At 34.5% G+C, this 14,298-nt stretch carries 14 protein-coding genes and 1 tRNA gene; 13 read left to right on the top strand and 2 right to left on the bottom strand.

The genetic code is table 11. The features are described 5' to 3' along the window. Positions 1-5 precede the first annotated feature (5 nt). The 5 genes from THEBR_RS07780 to THEBR_RS07760 all read left to right on the top strand — a co-directional run bounded on the left by THEBR_RS07780 (position 6) and on the right by THEBR_RS07760 (position 3,769). Positions 6-542, top strand: a complete 537-nt coding sequence (locus THEBR_RS07780; protein ID WP_012269475.1) for a GNAT family N-acetyltransferase — start codon at positions 6-8, stop codon at positions 540-542. 28 nt (positions 543-570) lie between these two features. Then, positions 571-1,854 (top strand): bifunctional folylpolyglutamate synthase/dihydrofolate synthase, encoded by a 1,284-nt coding sequence (locus THEBR_RS07775; protein ID WP_012269474.1) that lies wholly within the window; start codon positions 571-573, stop codon positions 1,852-1,854. Positions 1,855-1,902: 48 nt separating this feature from the next. Then, complete coding sequence (locus tag THEBR_RS07770) at positions 1,903-2,136, top strand: hypothetical protein (protein ID WP_003867714.1); 234 nt, start codon at positions 1,903-1,905, stop codon at positions 2,134-2,136. Between the two features lie 430 nt (positions 2,137-2,566). Next, positions 2,567-2,641, top strand: a tRNA-Pro gene (locus THEBR_RS07765). Positions 2,642-2,851: 210 nt separating this feature from the next. Beyond that, a complete protein-coding gene (locus tag THEBR_RS07760; RefSeq protein ID WP_012269473.1) occupies positions 2,852-3,769 on the top strand; it encodes a YncE family protein in 918 nt (305 codons plus the stop codon). Here THEBR_RS07760 and THEBR_RS07755 read toward each other — a convergent pair. Further along, on the bottom strand, positions 3,756-4,271 hold the full coding sequence (locus THEBR_RS07755) for a DUF4364 family protein (RefSeq protein WP_003867000.1): 516 nt from the start codon (positions 4,269-4,271) through the stop codon (positions 3,756-3,758). The two genes, THEBR_RS07760 and THEBR_RS07755, sit on opposite strands and share 14 nt — an antisense overlap. A 392-nt stretch (positions 4,272-4,663) precedes the next feature. After that, positions 4,664-4,963 carry an alpha/beta-type small acid-soluble spore protein gene (locus tag THEBR_RS07750; protein WP_003866999.1) on the bottom strand — a complete coding sequence of 100 codons (300 nt, stop codon included), beginning with the start codon at positions 4,961-4,963 and terminating at the stop codon, positions 4,664-4,666. Positions 4,964-5,100: 137 nt separating this feature from the next. Here THEBR_RS07750 and THEBR_RS07745 point away from each other — a divergent pair, with 137 nt between their 5' ends. The 8 genes from THEBR_RS07745 to THEBR_RS07710 all read left to right on the top strand — a co-directional run bounded on the left by THEBR_RS07745 (position 5,101) and on the right by THEBR_RS07710 (position 14,263). Further along, the gene (locus THEBR_RS07745) at positions 5,101-5,802 is read left to right on the top strand and encodes a 4Fe-4S double cluster binding domain-containing protein (RefSeq protein WP_009052650.1); all 702 of its coding nucleotides are present in this window, start codon (positions 5,101-5,103) and stop codon (positions 5,800-5,802) included. 48 nt (positions 5,803-5,850) lie between these two features. Then, positions 5,851-6,861 carry a LacI family DNA-binding transcriptional regulator gene (locus tag THEBR_RS07740; protein WP_012269472.1) on the top strand — a complete coding sequence of 337 codons (1,011 nt, stop codon included), beginning with the start codon at positions 5,851-5,853 and terminating at the stop codon, positions 6,859-6,861. Positions 6,862-6,926: 65 nt separating this feature from the next. Then, the gene (locus THEBR_RS07735; protein ID WP_012269471.1) at positions 6,927-9,254 is read left to right on the top strand and encodes a kojibiose phosphorylase; all 2,328 of its coding nucleotides are present in this window, start codon (positions 6,927-6,929) and stop codon (positions 9,252-9,254) included. 144 nt (positions 9,255-9,398) lie between these two features. Then, positions 9,399-10,661, top strand: a complete 1,263-nt coding sequence (locus tag THEBR_RS07730; RefSeq protein WP_003866995.1) for an ABC transporter substrate-binding protein — start codon at positions 9,399-9,401, stop codon at positions 10,659-10,661. A gap of 75 nt (positions 10,662-10,736) precedes the next feature. Then, on the top strand, positions 10,737-11,636 hold the full coding sequence (locus tag THEBR_RS07725; protein ID WP_012269470.1) for a carbohydrate ABC transporter permease: 900 nt from the start codon (positions 10,737-10,739) through the stop codon (positions 11,634-11,636). Between the two features lie 13 nt (positions 11,637-11,649). Further along, entirely contained in the window at positions 11,650-12,459 is an 810-nt protein-coding gene (locus THEBR_RS07720) for a carbohydrate ABC transporter permease (protein ID WP_012269469.1), read from the top strand. A gap of 21 nt (positions 12,460-12,480) precedes the next feature. Then, positions 12,481-13,128: a beta-phosphoglucomutase gene (gene pgmB / locus THEBR_RS07715; RefSeq protein ID WP_012269468.1), complete on the top strand. Its 648-nt coding sequence runs from the start codon at positions 12,481-12,483 to the stop codon at positions 13,126-13,128. Between the two features lie 121 nt (positions 13,129-13,249). Continuing rightward, positions 13,250-14,263 carry a LacI family DNA-binding transcriptional regulator gene (locus THEBR_RS07710; RefSeq protein WP_012269467.1) on the top strand — a complete coding sequence of 338 codons (1,014 nt, stop codon included), beginning with the start codon at positions 13,250-13,252 and terminating at the stop codon, positions 14,261-14,263. Positions 14,264-14,298: the final 35 nt, after the last annotated feature.

Raw genomic sequence — 14,298 nt, 5'->3', positions numbered from 1 at the left:
TTTGTATGTTATCTTTGTTTAAAAGGCCAAAAAAAGAGCCTCAACTGGTGATAAGAGAGGCTAAGATAAAAGATGCGAGGGGGATAATAAAGCTTTTAAGCAGTGTTGGAAGAGAAAAATTGTATATGGTGTCAGAGACATTTAACTGGTCTGAAGAGGAAGAAAAACAGCTTATAAAAAATTTAGACCGCAACAAAGATTTGATCCTAGTGGCAGACTACGGTGGAGAAATCGTAGGCTGCCTTACTCTCTTTCGTTATTATGGAGGAAGGTCTCCTAAAGTACAACATGTAGGAGAAATAGGTATAAGTATAGACGCTCGATTTAGGAATATAGGAATCGGAACAAAATTGTTTACAGAAGCTATTAATTGGGCAAAAAGCAAAGGTTATGAAAAACTTTGCCTCAGTGTTTTTAGTACCAATGAAGTAGCAATACACCTTTATAAGAAATTTGGTTTTGAAGAAGAGGGTAGAAGAAAAAAACAGTTTAAAATTGGTGATGAATACGTAGATGAGGTTTTGATGGGATTGTTTTTGTAAAATCCGTTTATATGGGAGATGGGCTTAAATGAATTATGAAGAAGCGATTAGCTACATACATGGTACATACAAATTTGGCATAAAGTTGGGATTAGAAAATATAAGAAGATTATTAAGTTATATGGGGAATCCTCAAAAAAACCTTAAAATTATCCACGTTGCTGGTACAAATGGAAAAGGCTCTACATCAGCTTTTATAAGCAACATTTTGCAGCAGGCTGGATACAAAGTAGCTTTATATACTTCTCCCTACCTCGAAGAATTTGAAGAAAGAATGAGAATAAACGGAGAAAATATTTCCAAGGAAAAGTTGATTTACTATGTTGAGTATATAAAACCTATAATATCTAAAATGGTAAAAGAAGGCTACAATCATCCGACAGAATTTGAAGTGATAACTGCAATTGCTTTTAAATATTTTTACGATGAAAAGGTGGATTTTGTAGTATTGGAAGTGGGGCTTGGAGGCAGATTTGACGCGACAAATGCCATAGATTCTTCTTTGGTTTCTGTCATAACGACTATTGATTATGACCATACAGACAGATTGGGACATACTTTAGGAGAGATTGCATATGAAAAAGCCGGAATCATCAAGCAAAAGGGAGTTGTAGTGAGTTTTTATCAGCAACCAGAAGCGATGAAGGTCATCATAGAAGCCTGTGAGGTAAGAAATGCTTATTTGACTGTACTTGAAAAAAGTAACGTAATTATAAAAGAACAAAACCCTGATTTTCAGATTTTTGACTACAAAAAATACAAGGACTTAAAAATTACTTTATTGGGAGAACATCAGATTTACAATGCTGCTTTGGCAGTAGAGAGTGTAGAAAAATTAAGAATGTATGGGTATGAAGTCACAGAAAAAGATATAAAGGAAGGGCTTTACAGGGCAAAATGGCCTGGAAGATTGGAAGTAATGAGAAAAAAACCCTACGTAGTGATAGACGGTGCTCACAATCCTCAAGGAATGACTGTTTTGAAAGAGTCTCTAAAATTATTTAAATACGATAAATTGATTTTAGTAATTGGAATGCTTAAAGACAAAGATACACAGAAGATGTTGGATATAATTGTGCCAGAGGCAGATATGATAATAACAACCACCCCAATAAGTGAAAGAGCTTATAAGGCAAGTGAACTTGCACAAAAGATAGATAAAGAAAACGTAATTCCAATTGAAAATATTGAAAAGGCAGTAAAATACGCCTTGGATATAGCTAAGGAAGAGGATATGGTGCTTTTTTGTGGTTCATTGTACATGATTGGTTATGTGAGGTCTATGCTTAAAAAGGTAATAATTAAGACATAGTTTTAATATAATGTAAGGTGTAAAGGCCGTAATGAGAAGGTGGTTGTTATGGAAATAACAGGTACTGCGTTGTTACGGGAGATAGATAAAGCACTAAAGGCGATGAAAGAAGCAGAAAGAAATTTAGAAATGCTGGAAAATGACAACTACCTCAAGATAAAGTTAGCAAGGCTAAAGTACGATTTTGCAAGACAAGAATATTTGAGACTCTTAAGGATTGCTAAAGAACAAAAAATCAAATATAACATGAATGAATTGATGGAAAAAATAATAGACGTATGATAAAAGCGGTCTTTCGACCGCCTGATTTATTGTTCAGGTATTTTAATTTCTTCTTGAAAATCGCACTTAAAATCTTTATAGGTCACACAAAAACCGTTGCAATTATGGATACATGTAATTGCATTACATTTCTTCATCGTTCTAATCGGTGCATTTACTGGTTTTGAAGAGCGCATAAATTCTAACTCCAAATAAGTCATATCAATCGCCCTTTCCAATTTGATAGTTTTATTATACACTTAATTCATTTATCTGTCAATTGCAATTATAAAATTTAGAAATTCATTTTAGAGCCAAATTTCTCAGAAAGCTTGCTACTAATAAGGGTTTTTTGAAAAAAATAATTAAATAGTTTTGAGTTTGGGTAGGGCTATAACTTTATTTTGTTTATTGAAAAAAGGAAAGGAGTATGATAAAATGAATAATGTGTCGGGGCATGGCGCAGCGGTAGCGCGCGCGGTTCGGGACCGTGAGGTCGCAGGTTCAAATCCTGTTGCCCCGACCATTCTTACAGCCATGCGGGTTTTAAGACTTATCAACAGGCTAAAAGAACAAGTGGTTGCAGGTATGATATAGGGCCACCTCGGTGGTAAATTTGTAAAAATATTGAAAGACGCTCACAATTTAAGTGAGCGATTTTTTATGGAGTTATTGGTTTCTCAAATATATCCTCCTGCATATTATGGAATTATGCTAATATGTGGGGGGATGTGTTTTGTACATTTACATTGCCAATATGGGAGAAGATATTATTGAGCGAGTTAATTTGAAGACAAATCACAGAAATTTTGCAAAGATTAAATCATATAACAATAAACATCTGCCCTTAAATGTCTATTCTAAATATTTATGTGGTCCTCATCGATTAATTTTAGATAAACAAAGACAGAAACTGTATTCTTTAAATGCTTATGATAATTCAATTAGTATAATAAACCTAGAAGATTTTACTTCAGAAATTTCTCTGTATGTAGGTAATTATCCTAATAATGGCATTATGCATGGAGATTATATATTAGTGGTTAATGGAGACTCAGACTCTATAAGTATTTTTGATATTGAAGAGAAAAAAGTGATAGGGCAAGTTAAAGTAGGAAGTTTCCCCCAGGGCATAATTTACAATGAAAAGTATGATTTGATTTTTGTGAGCAATATGAACTCCGATGAAATTTTATTAATCGACCCTTTTAGTTATAGGATTGTAGATTTTATTGGAACAGGGGCAAGACCTATAGGAATGACTTTCTCTGAAGATTGGGACTATTTGTATGTGGTAAACAGTTATTTTGAAACAGGGGTAAATGGGAAAATTTCTGTGATAAACCTGCAAAGTTTTAAAGTAACTGGTGAGATAGAAGTGGGAAAAGTTCCTACAATGGTACGGAAAAAGGAAAACTTTTTGTATGTGCTTAATTCTTGCTCTAATACGTTGAGCAAAATAGATTTATTTACAAAACAGAAAAAAGAAGTTTATTGCGGATATGCACCTGGGTATTTATGTATTTTAGATAAATATGCTTATGTTTCTTCTGCAGAAGAAAACAAAGTGAATATAATTGACATTGATGAAATGAGGGTAGTAAAGTTTATTGAAACAAGAAAAGAGCCCCAAGGCCTTGTTATTGACCCGTGAGGACTTTTATTATGTATGCATATACGTCTTGAGATTTTTGTTTCCAATTATCGCAGATAAGTTTTGCCTGCTCGCTGTTTACTACATTTATATTTAGCTCAATCAAAACTATATCATTTTCTACGACTTTACAATTAGCTATATATTGATTTTCGTCTTTTTTGTAATAAGTGGCTATATATTGAGATTCCTGTTTTATTTTTTCTTTGTTTAAAAGGATGTATTCGTCTATTTTTTGCCGTGTTTCAAAGGGGATTCTTGTGAAAAATAGTTTTAAAATGTTTATACCTTCTTCCGTAATAAAATATTTTTCTTCTTCTAATTTTATAAAGCCAGTTTCTATTAACTCGTCAAGGTATTGTCTTAAATAGAAATAGTTCATAAGTTTGTTATCTAAGATAATTTTGCTTATTTGCTCGTCTGTAATAGGCATATTTATTCTGTTTAAGATGTATAGTATAATTAACTTGTTTTCTGCTAATTCTTGTATTTCGTAAGCCAAGTTACCACCTCGCATTATTACTATATGTGGTATGTTTAAGTTAATTCTATCACAAAATATACAATAATAAAAGAGAGTATACGAAATACTCTCTCAGTTTGTTGACAAAGTTAAAAAATATTCAAAGGAGATATTTTGCATCGTCGCTCCGATGTTCCAAAGCGACAAAACTAAAGCTCGACCTTCGGGCTCCGGCAGGGTACCGGGCACAATCGGCCTCCTTGCCTCAGGTGCCCGCCTTCGCCATCCATGGCTTCGGCCCTGCCTCCACCCTCGGTCTTGCTAAGTTTTGTTACCGCTTTGTAACAAGTCGCTCCTTATGCAAAATATCTCCTTTACGAAAGTTTGTCTACAGTCTGAGAGAGTATACGAAATACTCTCTTTTTCTCTTTCTATCTTTGCATATATTCTGATTCGCTCCCTGCAGCACCTTGTGGGCCGCCTTGTGCAGGAGTAGAACCATATATACTAATGCCTCTTGCCATGGCAGATTCAGCAAAATGAACCATTCGTCTTAACATTTGTCCTCCTACTTTGCCGCAATCTCTACTACTTATATATCCCCAATAATCTTCAGAACCTTGCTTAACTGGAAGGCCAAGTTCTGATGCGATTTCGTATTTCATATTATCAAGGGCTTTGTGAGCCTCTGGTACCATTTTTGGACGATCGTTCCAACTACCTCTTGCCATTTAAATCCCTCCTTATTCTTTCTCATACTTAATTTGTGTAGGTGGATAAAAAATATACTTTGAAAAATTTTAAAAAAATATATTTTGTTGTGCTAAAATATTTATATGCATAAATTTTACTAAAAGGGTTGATAGAGATGGAGAAACAAAAAATTTTAGAGCAAAAAATAAGGGAATGGGGAGCGTCTTTAGTAGGTTTTTCAAATCTTACAGGTATCCTTCCCGATACTCTTTCAGATATTCCGTATGCCATTACAGTTGTAATAAAATTAGCGGATAGAATAGTGGATGAAATTGAGAATAAGCCTACTCACACTTATTATCACCATTACCGTTCTGTAAATACGCTAATTGACCAGATAACCTTAAGGACGGGTCTTCTTCTTGAAGAATGGGGCTATAAAGCATTAGCTGTTCCTGCGTCTCAATCGATTGCTGATTTGGGAGAATATAGAGGACTTTTTCCACATAAAACTGCTGCTACAAGAGCAGGGCTTGGTTGGATAGGGAAAAATGGGCTTCTTGTGACTGAAAAATATGGACCAAGAGTGAGATTAGGAACAGTTCTAACAAATATGCCTTTTGAAACCGGAACCCCCATTACTGAAAGTAAATGTGGCAGCTGTAAATTATGTGTAGATGCCTGTCCTGCTATGGCACTTTATGGTACTCTATGGAAAGAGGGAATGCCGAGAGAAGAAATAGTTGACGCAAGAGCTTGCAGTGAATACATGAATAAAAAATTTAAACACATTGGAAGAGGCTATGTCTGCGGTATTTGTATGGAAGTGTGTCCTTACGGAAGGAAAAAATCTGTTGACAGGTTAAAAGGTTTTTGATAAAATGAAATCAAACAACCAAAACGTTTTGGAAAAGGTGGATATTAAATGGCTGTTACAATAAAGGATATAGCGAAATATGCGGGTGTATCTGTTACAACGGTTTCGAGAGCTTTAAACGGATATCCGGATGTAAGCGAGGAAACACGTGAAAGAATTAAAAAAATAGCGGAACAACTTAATTATACTCCAAACTCCATTGCAAGAGGACTTGTCACAAATAAGACCCACACAGTTGGCTTGATTGTTTCTGAATTAATAAAACCTGGGGCGTATCATCCTTTCTTCCTCGAAGTGCTTGCAGGTATAAAAGCAGGATTAAAAAAAGATAAATATGACCTTATACTTTTTACTGTAGACCCGGAAAGCCAAGATGCCACTTCCTATGAGAAGCTTTGCAATGACAGAAAAGTGGAAGGGGCTATTGTAGAAGGTTTAAGATTGAGTGATCCTTATATTGAAGAAATAAAGAGAACACAAATTCCCACTGTTCTGATTGATATACCGATACTGACTGATAAAGTGGGATATGTAAGTTCGGATAACGTTCAGGCAGCTTTTGAAGCTACAAGCTATCTTATAAAGTTAGGACATAGAAATATTGGATTTATAAATGGGCATGGTGATGCGGCTGTAAGTTTTGAAAGGTTAGAAGGTTATAAAAAAGCTCTTGAAAAAAATAATATACCTTACAAAGAGGAATATGTAGTTTTTGATGATTTTACTCAAGAAGGTGGATATAATTCTTTTAAGACGTTGGTTTTTGAACATCCGGAAATAACTGCTGTATTTCATGCTTCTGATTTGATGGCAATAGGGTCTTTCAAAGCAGCAAAAGACTTAGGAATGAAAGTGCCTGATGACATCTCTATTGTAGGTTTTGACGATATTGAACTTGCATCCCTTATTACTCCTGGACTTACTACTATAAGACAAGATACTTTTAAGATGGGATATAATGCAGCAAAACATCTTTTATCTATTATAAAAGGGGAAAAGCCTCAGCATATATTAATACCTCATAAGCTTGTAATTAGAGATTCAGCTAGAAAGATATAATTTTTTTTAAAAAGTACCCAAAACGTTTCGGATAAAATTTTTAGCAGGAATCAGGAGGTATATAAGTGGTAAAGCACATGTTTTTAGAGGATGTAAACAATTTAATAAGTGATGACAAATGGCTTATTTTCCAAAATGAGTATAATACAGAGGTAAATCCTCGATATGAGACCCTTTTTACACTTACAAATGGTTACATGGGCGTAAGAGGTACTTTTGAGGAAGGAAGCGAGGGAGAAAGGTCGGGAAATTTTATTGCAGGAATTTTTGACAAGTCAGATGCGCAGGTTAGAGAAATAGTAAATGCTCAAAATTGGTTGAGAATAAAGTTGTATGTTGAAGGTGAAGAATTAAGTTTGGATAAATGCCAGTTGATAGAATTTAAAAGAATTCTTGATATGAAAAAAGGTATTCTATTTAGGAGTATGTTGATAAAAGACAGCAAAGATAGAATTACTCGAATTGAGGGATACAGGTTTATAAGCCGTAGCGACCTTCATCGTTCTGCAATTAAGCTATTTGTAACACCTGTAAATTACAGTGGTGTTGTAGGTATAGAGAGCATTATTGATGGGACTGTTTTAAATTCAGCAGATAGCCCAAAGCATAGGGTAAAGCATTTGAAAGTGGCTGACAATAGCAGTTTAAATAAAAGCGGAGTTTATCTTGAAACAGCAACTATTGACGATGATATTCGCATTGCAACAGGTAGTGCAGTGAGGTTATATCATTATGAGGATAAAGAGAAAAATAACATAGCTAAATTTAAGAGATTTTTGCCTTTAGGTGAAATGAGTATTGAATACTTTGAGTTTGATAGCACAGAGAACAAAACAGTAGTAATTGACAAATTTGTAATAACTTATACCTCCAGAGACGTAAGAAAAGACCTGTTAAAGAGTACGGTGGAAAAAGAACTCTTTGCTTTTGCTGGAGAAGGTATTGACAAAGAGTTGCAGAGACATATTGAGGTATATGAAGAACTATGGTCTGTTGCAGATATAAATATTGAAGGGGATGAAGAAGCAGATAAAGCTTTGCGTTTTAATATTTTTCATCTCATGAGTTCTGTCAATGAAAATGACCCCCTGGTAAGTATTGCTGCGAAAGCTCTTCATGGTGAGGGATACAAAGGCCATGTATTTTGGGATACAGAAATATTTATGCTTCCCTTTTTCATATATGTGTATCCGCAGGCAGCTAGAACACTTTTGATGTACAGGTACAATATGCTTGATGCAGCGAGAAAAAATGCGGCTTTAAACGGGTATAAGGGAGCACAATACCCTTGGGAATCTGCAGATACAGGAGAGGAAGAGACACCTAAATGGGGATTTGATTACAAAGGAAACCCTGTAAGGATATGGACGGGTGATTTAGAGCATCATATAACTGCTGATATAGCTTTTGCAGTGTGGGAGTATTTTAGAGCGACAGAGGATATTGAGTTTATGTTGAATTACGGTGCAGAAATCATTTTTGAGACTGCAAGATTTTGGGTATCTAGATGTGAATATGTAAAAGAATTAGACAGGTATGAAATAAACAATGTCATAGGTCCTGATGAATTTCATGAACATGTTGATAATAATGCTTATACTAATTACCTTGCAAAATGGAATATTAAAAAGGGACTTGAACTAATCAATATGTTAAAAGAAAAATACCCTGAACATTATCATGCTATATCAAACAAGATATGTTTGACAAATGAGGAAATGGAAAAGTGGAAAGAAGTTGAAGAAAAAATATATATACCTTATGACAAAGACAAAAAGCTGATAGAACAATTTGAAGGCTATTTTGATAAAAAAGATTATGTTATTGATAAATTTGATGAAAACAATATGCCTATATGGCCTGAAGGTGTTGATATAACAAAATTGGGTGATACCCAGCTTATTAAACAGGCTGATGTTGTTATGTTAATGCTTTTGTTAGGTGAGGAATTTGACGAAGAAACGAAAAGAATCAATTACGAATATTATGAAAAGCGAACTATGCACAAATCTTCATTAGGTCCCAGCATGTATGCCATTATGGGGTTAAAAGTAGGGGACCACAAAAACGCATACCAGTCTTTTATGAGAAGTGCCAACGTGGACCTTGTGGACAATCAGGGGAACACTAAAGAAGGTTTGCATGCTGCATCTGCTGGTGGTACATGGCAAGTAGCTGTTTTTGGATTTGGCGGAATGGAAATTGACAAAGAAGGGGCATTAAATATAAATTCGTGGCTGCCAGAAAAATGGGATAAACTTTCCTATAAAGTATTTTGGAAAGGCAATTTAATAGAGGTGATTGTTACAAAACAGGAAGTGACAGTAAAAAAATTAAAAGGAAAAGGAAATATAAAAGTAAAGGTAAAAGGGAAAGAGCTGACAATAGAATAGTCAAAAAGGTATAGGCAGGTTGATAACCTGCTATACCTTAAAATAAATTGATTATGTTTTAAGGGGGGATAAGTGGAGTTAGAGTAAAATTTTAAGTTCTCAATCAGATATTTTACTATAAAATTATGAAAGGGGAAAGTGGTAATGAGTAAAAAACTTATAAGCATCTTTGTATTGACGATCTTTGTATTAGCTACTGTTTTAGCTGGTTGTTCATCCAGTAAAAATAATACTTCCAGTGCCAATGAGACAAATACACAAAAACAAGAGACAGCAAAACCAGTTACTATAAAATTAGGCATGTGGTCTTCATCTCCAGCAGAAAAGAAGATAGTGGATGACCAAATAGCTAAGTTTAAAGAAAAATATCCAAATATAGATGTGCAAATTGAGACAATTGTGGGAGATTACATGCAAAAATTACAAACAGAACTGGCGTCAAATACAGCACCAGACATATTCTATCTTGACAGCATGCCGGCACCACAGCTTATGTCTTCAGGAGTTTTAGAGCCATTAGATGATTATATTAAGAAATACAATGTGGATGTAAATGATTTCGAGCCAGCATTGCTTTCCGCTTTTCAGTGGGATGGAAAAACTTATGGTTTACCAAAGGATTTCAATACTCTAGCTTTGTTTTACAACAAAGACATGTTTAAAGCGGCTGGAATAAATGAGCCTCCAAAAACATGGGAGGAATTAAGAGATGTAGCTAAAAAATTGACAAAAGACGGTGTCAAAGGTTTGGTTTTATCAGCAGACCTTGCAAGATTTGATGCTTTTATAAATCAAAATGGTGGTTCAGTATATCAAGATGGAAAAGTTACTTTAAATCTGCCAGAGAATGCACAAGCTCTTGATTTTTATGTGAGCCTCATCACAAAAGACAAAGTTGCTGACACACCACAAAACATGGGAGAAGGCTGGAATGGAGATGCTTTTGCTGCTAAAAAAGCTGCAATGGCAATAGAAGGTGGCTGGATGATACCATTCCTCAAAGAAAAAGCTCCTGATTTAAACTATGGTATAGCAGAGCTTCCAGCAGGAAAGCAAAAATCTACAATGGCTTTCACTGTTGCATATGTGATGAATAAAAACAGCAAACATAAAGATGAAGCCTTTAAACTTATTGAATTTTTAACCGGTAAAGAAGGACAGCAATTTGTAGTAGATTCAGGCCTTGCACTTCCATCGAGAAAGTCTATGCAAGAAGGATTTAAGGAGAAATATCCTGAAAGAGCTGCCTTTGTAGATGGTGCTTCTTATGCGGTACCATGGCAATTCGGTTTGTATGGCACAAAGGTAGTAGATGCGGCTAATAAAGCTTGTGAAGCATTAATAATGAAGCAAATTAGTAGTGCTCAACAAGCTCTTGACAATGCACAAAAGGAAGTTGGACAATAATTTAAACAAGCAGCACCTTACTAAAATAAGGTGCTGCAATTATGATTTTTTAAGGTTGAAGGGAAGGATGTACTTATGGAAGCTAAAATGACTATGAAAAAGAGGTATTTATACGAAGCTTTGTCAGGGTATGCTTTTGTGTTACCTTTTATTGCTTCAATATCTATTTTTTTGATAGGACCATTAATTTATGCTTTTATTATAAGTTTTAAAGAATTTTCTTTTTTAAATCCTGAAGCAAGCCGATGGATTGGATTTGCAAATTATATAAAATTATTCAGTGACCCAACGTTTAAAAGAGCTCTTTTAAATACAACACTTTACTCTTTAGGAGTAGTACCAACACAGCTTGTTATTGCTTTAATACTGGCATTAATTGTAAATTCGGATATTAAAGGTAAAACATTTTTTAGAGTAGCCTATTATATACCAACTGTTACCTCCACAGTTGCAGTTTCTGTAATATTTTTGTATCTATTTAAAGCAGATGGTTTAGTTAATGCTTTGTTGGCTAAATTTGGCATACAAGGTCCTACTTGGTTTAATGATGTAAGGTTTGCACTTCCTTCTATTATGATGATGGCGATATGGTCTTCTGTAGGTAATTACATGGTAATTTTTCTTGCCGGGCTACAGGATATACCATCAGAATTGTACGAAGCTGCGGAAGTAGATGGAGCTAATAAATTTCAAAGATTTTTCAAAATTACCCTTCCAATGTTGAGGCCAATAGTGTTTTTTAATCTAGTAATGTCATTAATTGGTACTTTTCAGGTTTTTGACCAAGCCTATGTAGTATCCCAAGGGACTGGTGGGCCTCTTGATGCTACAATGACAGTCGTGCTGGATATATATAGGACAGGATTTAGAGATTTTAACATGGGTTACGCTTCAGCTATGGCTTTTGTATTATTTGTAATAATCTTGATATTGACTCTTATACAGCGAAAGCTTTTCAAAGAAGAAACCTATTAGGAGGTGGCAATAGATGAAAAAGGTGTTGCGGTTTTTATTTTATACCGTTGTAGTAGGATATGCAGTAATTACACTTGGCCCTTTTATATGGTCTATAATAACATCTCTAAAACCCACAAGTGAATTAAATACTTTTGCTGTAAATATAAAACATTTGACTTTAGATAACTATAAAATGATAATCACAAAATTTCCCTTTTTGAGATGGTTTATAAATAGTGCTATAGTTGCAGTTATAGTAACGCTTGGCAATATACTGTTTAATTCTATGGCAGGGTATGCACTTGCAAGAATAAATTTTCCTGGAAGAAATTTATTGTTTATGGTTGTGCTTGCTCTCATGATGGTACCAGGACAGGTAGTGATGGTACCAACTTATATCCTCCTCAGCAAATTGGGCTGGGTAAACACTTACATGGGTCTTACAATTCCATTTTTGACCAGCAATTTTGGAATATTTTTAATGAGGCAATTTTTCTTATCTCTTCCCAAAGAGTTAGAAGAAGCAGCTACAATTGACGGCTTGTCACGATTTGGGATTTTCTTTAAAATAGTTTTGCCTTTGTCTAAACCTGCTCTTGCAACTCAATTCATTTTTATGTTTACTGGCAATTGGAATAGTTTCTTGTGGCCTAGTCTCTTGACGTCTAGTGATGATATGTATACACTGCCGGTAGGACTTAATTCCTTTTACGGCCAATACTATCAATTTTGGAACCAGGTAATGGCAGGAGCTATACTTTTGACGTTACCTACTATATTGATATTCTTAATATTCCAGAGATATTTTGTAAAAGGAATATCTACAACGGGATTAAAATAAGCGTAACGGAGGAGGAATAAAATGGCAAGATATCGTGGAGTAATTTTTGATTTGGATGGTGTTATTACAGATACTGCAAGATACCACTATTTAGCATGGAAAAAGCTTGCTGATGAGTTGGGAATATATTTTGATGAAGTTATCAATGAGAGGCTAAAAGGTGTAAGTCGTTTAGAATCTTTAGAAATAATTTTAGAGAAAAGCGATAAAAAATATTCTCAAGAAGAAAAAGAATATTATGCAAATAAGAAGAATGAGTATTATAAAGAGATGATAAAGAGAATTACGCCTCAAGATTTATTGCCTGGAGTGGAGAGATTCATTGAAGAGCTTAAAAAAAGAGGCATTAAAACAGCAATTGCTTCTGTTAGCAAAAATGCTTTTACTGTTGTTGAAAATTTAAAAATAAAAGATAAATTTGACTATATAGTGGATGCAAATGAAATTAAGCATGGAAAACCTGACCCTGAGATATTTTTAAACGCAGCGAAGCATCTTGGCATTTCTCCTGAAAAGTGTATTGGAATAGAAGATTCTGCTGCGGGCATCACTGCAATAAAAAGAGCAGGAATGTTTGCAGTAGGAGTGGGCAATCCTGAAACGGTGAAAGAAGCAGACTTAATTTTAAAGGATTTAAGTGAAGCGGATAAAATATTAGAATTGCTGTAGTGTGGAAATATTCCCCTGTGTTTTGGGGAATATTTTTTATAAAAAACTCTTGCATTTTTGAAAGAATCATAATATAATATAACTGTAAGCGGTTACAGTAAATTGAGAAAAGGGTGTCAAAATGGCGACAATAGACGATGTAGCAAAATTAGCAGGAGTTTCTATTGCAACTGTTTCGAGAGTTTTTAATAATAGTCCTTTAGTAAGTGAAAAAGCCAGACAAAAAGTTTTAAAAGCGGCAGAAGAGCTGGGATACAAACCCAGTATGCCAGCCAGAAGCCTGGCGATGAAGAAGACAAACACTATAGGGCTAATTGTGCCTGATATATCAAACCCTTACTATGCAGAAGTAGTAAGAGGTATTGAAGATGTCTGCAATATTTATAAATACAATATTACTTTGTGCAATGCAGACAATAAAAGAGAAAAAGAATTTCAATATATAGAAATGCTAAAAAATCGGTGGGTTGATGGAATAATATTTCACTGTGACTATTTTTCTGAAGAGCATTATAAAGTCTTTAAAAATGACAATATAAAGGTGGTACTTGCAGGAAGAACAACAAAGCTTGATGTGCCTTATGTAGGAATTGATAATTTTAAAGCGGCTTATGATGCAGTGAATTATTTGATATCATTAGGCCACAAGAGGATTGGAATTATTCATGGTCCTTTAGGCGATATGAAGGAAACCATAGATAGTGTGGATAGGTTAAGGGGATATAAGCAAGCTCTTATTGATAATGGCTTGCCAATTTATGAGGGTTTTATAAAGGAGGCAAACTTTAAATATAAAAGTGCTTATAATGCTGCAAAAGAGATGTTAAAAGAAAAAATAAAGCCTACTGCTATATTTGCAATAAGCGATATTATGGCAATGGGGGTAATAAATGCAGTGTTTGATAGTGGACTTTCATGTCCTGAAGATATTTCTGTGATGGGCTTTGATAATATTGACTTGTCAGAAGCAACAAGACCTTCTCTCACTACTGTATCACAGCCTATGTATGAAATAGGGGCTGTTGCAGCTAGAATGCTTATAAAAATGTTAAATGGGGAAAATATTGATGAGTATCAGACAATTTTAGAGCACAAAATTGTGGTAAGAAATTCTTGTATATCTCGAAAAGATTAAATTTTGTTTTATTTTTTAAATTGTAAGCGCTTACA

Origin of the sequence: Thermoanaerobacter brockii subsp. finnii Ako-1, from assembly GCF_000175295.2 — a bacterium.
Taxonomy (GTDB): domain Bacteria; phylum Bacillota; class Thermoanaerobacteria; order Thermoanaerobacterales; family Thermoanaerobacteraceae; genus Thermoanaerobacter; species Thermoanaerobacter pseudethanolicus.
Note: the sequence above shows the minus strand (reverse complement) of the source record. Positions and strands in the feature narration are given on the sequence as shown.

Bases quoted from the DNA above. Each gene is read 5' to 3' on its own strand.
- THEBR_RS07745 (WP_009052650.1), top strand. From the start codon at position 5,101: ATGGAGAAACAAAAAATTTTAGAGCAAAAAATAAGGGAATGGGGAGCG.
- pgmB (WP_012269468.1), top strand. From the start codon at position 12,481: ATGGCAAGATATCGTGGAGTAATTTTTGATTTGGATGGTGTTATTACA.
- THEBR_RS07740 (WP_012269472.1), top strand. From the start codon at position 5,851: ATGGCTGTTACAATAAAGGATATAGCGAAATATGCGGGTGTATCTGTT.
- THEBR_RS07750 (WP_003866999.1), bottom strand. From the start codon at position 4,963: ATGGCAAGAGGTAGTTGGAACGATCGTCCAAAAATGGTACCAGAGGCT.
- THEBR_RS07730 (WP_003866995.1), top strand. From the start codon at position 9,399: ATGAGTAAAAAACTTATAAGCATCTTTGTATTGACGATCTTTGTATTA.
- THEBR_RS07710 (WP_012269467.1), top strand. From the start codon at position 13,250: ATGGCGACAATAGACGATGTAGCAAAATTAGCAGGAGTTTCTATTGCA.
- THEBR_RS07725 (WP_012269470.1), top strand. From the start codon at position 10,737: ATGGAAGCTAAAATGACTATGAAAAAGAGGTATTTATACGAAGCTTTG.
- THEBR_RS07770 (WP_003867714.1), top strand. From the start codon at position 1,903: ATGGAAATAACAGGTACTGCGTTGTTACGGGAGATAGATAAAGCACTA.
- THEBR_RS07780 (WP_012269475.1), top strand. From the start codon at position 6: ATGTTATCTTTGTTTAAAAGGCCAAAAAAAGAGCCTCAACTGGTGATA.
- THEBR_RS07720 (WP_012269469.1), top strand. From the start codon at position 11,650: ATGAAAAAGGTGTTGCGGTTTTTATTTTATACCGTTGTAGTAGGATAT.
- THEBR_RS07775 (WP_012269474.1), top strand. From the start codon at position 571: ATGAATTATGAAGAAGCGATTAGCTACATACATGGTACATACAAATTT.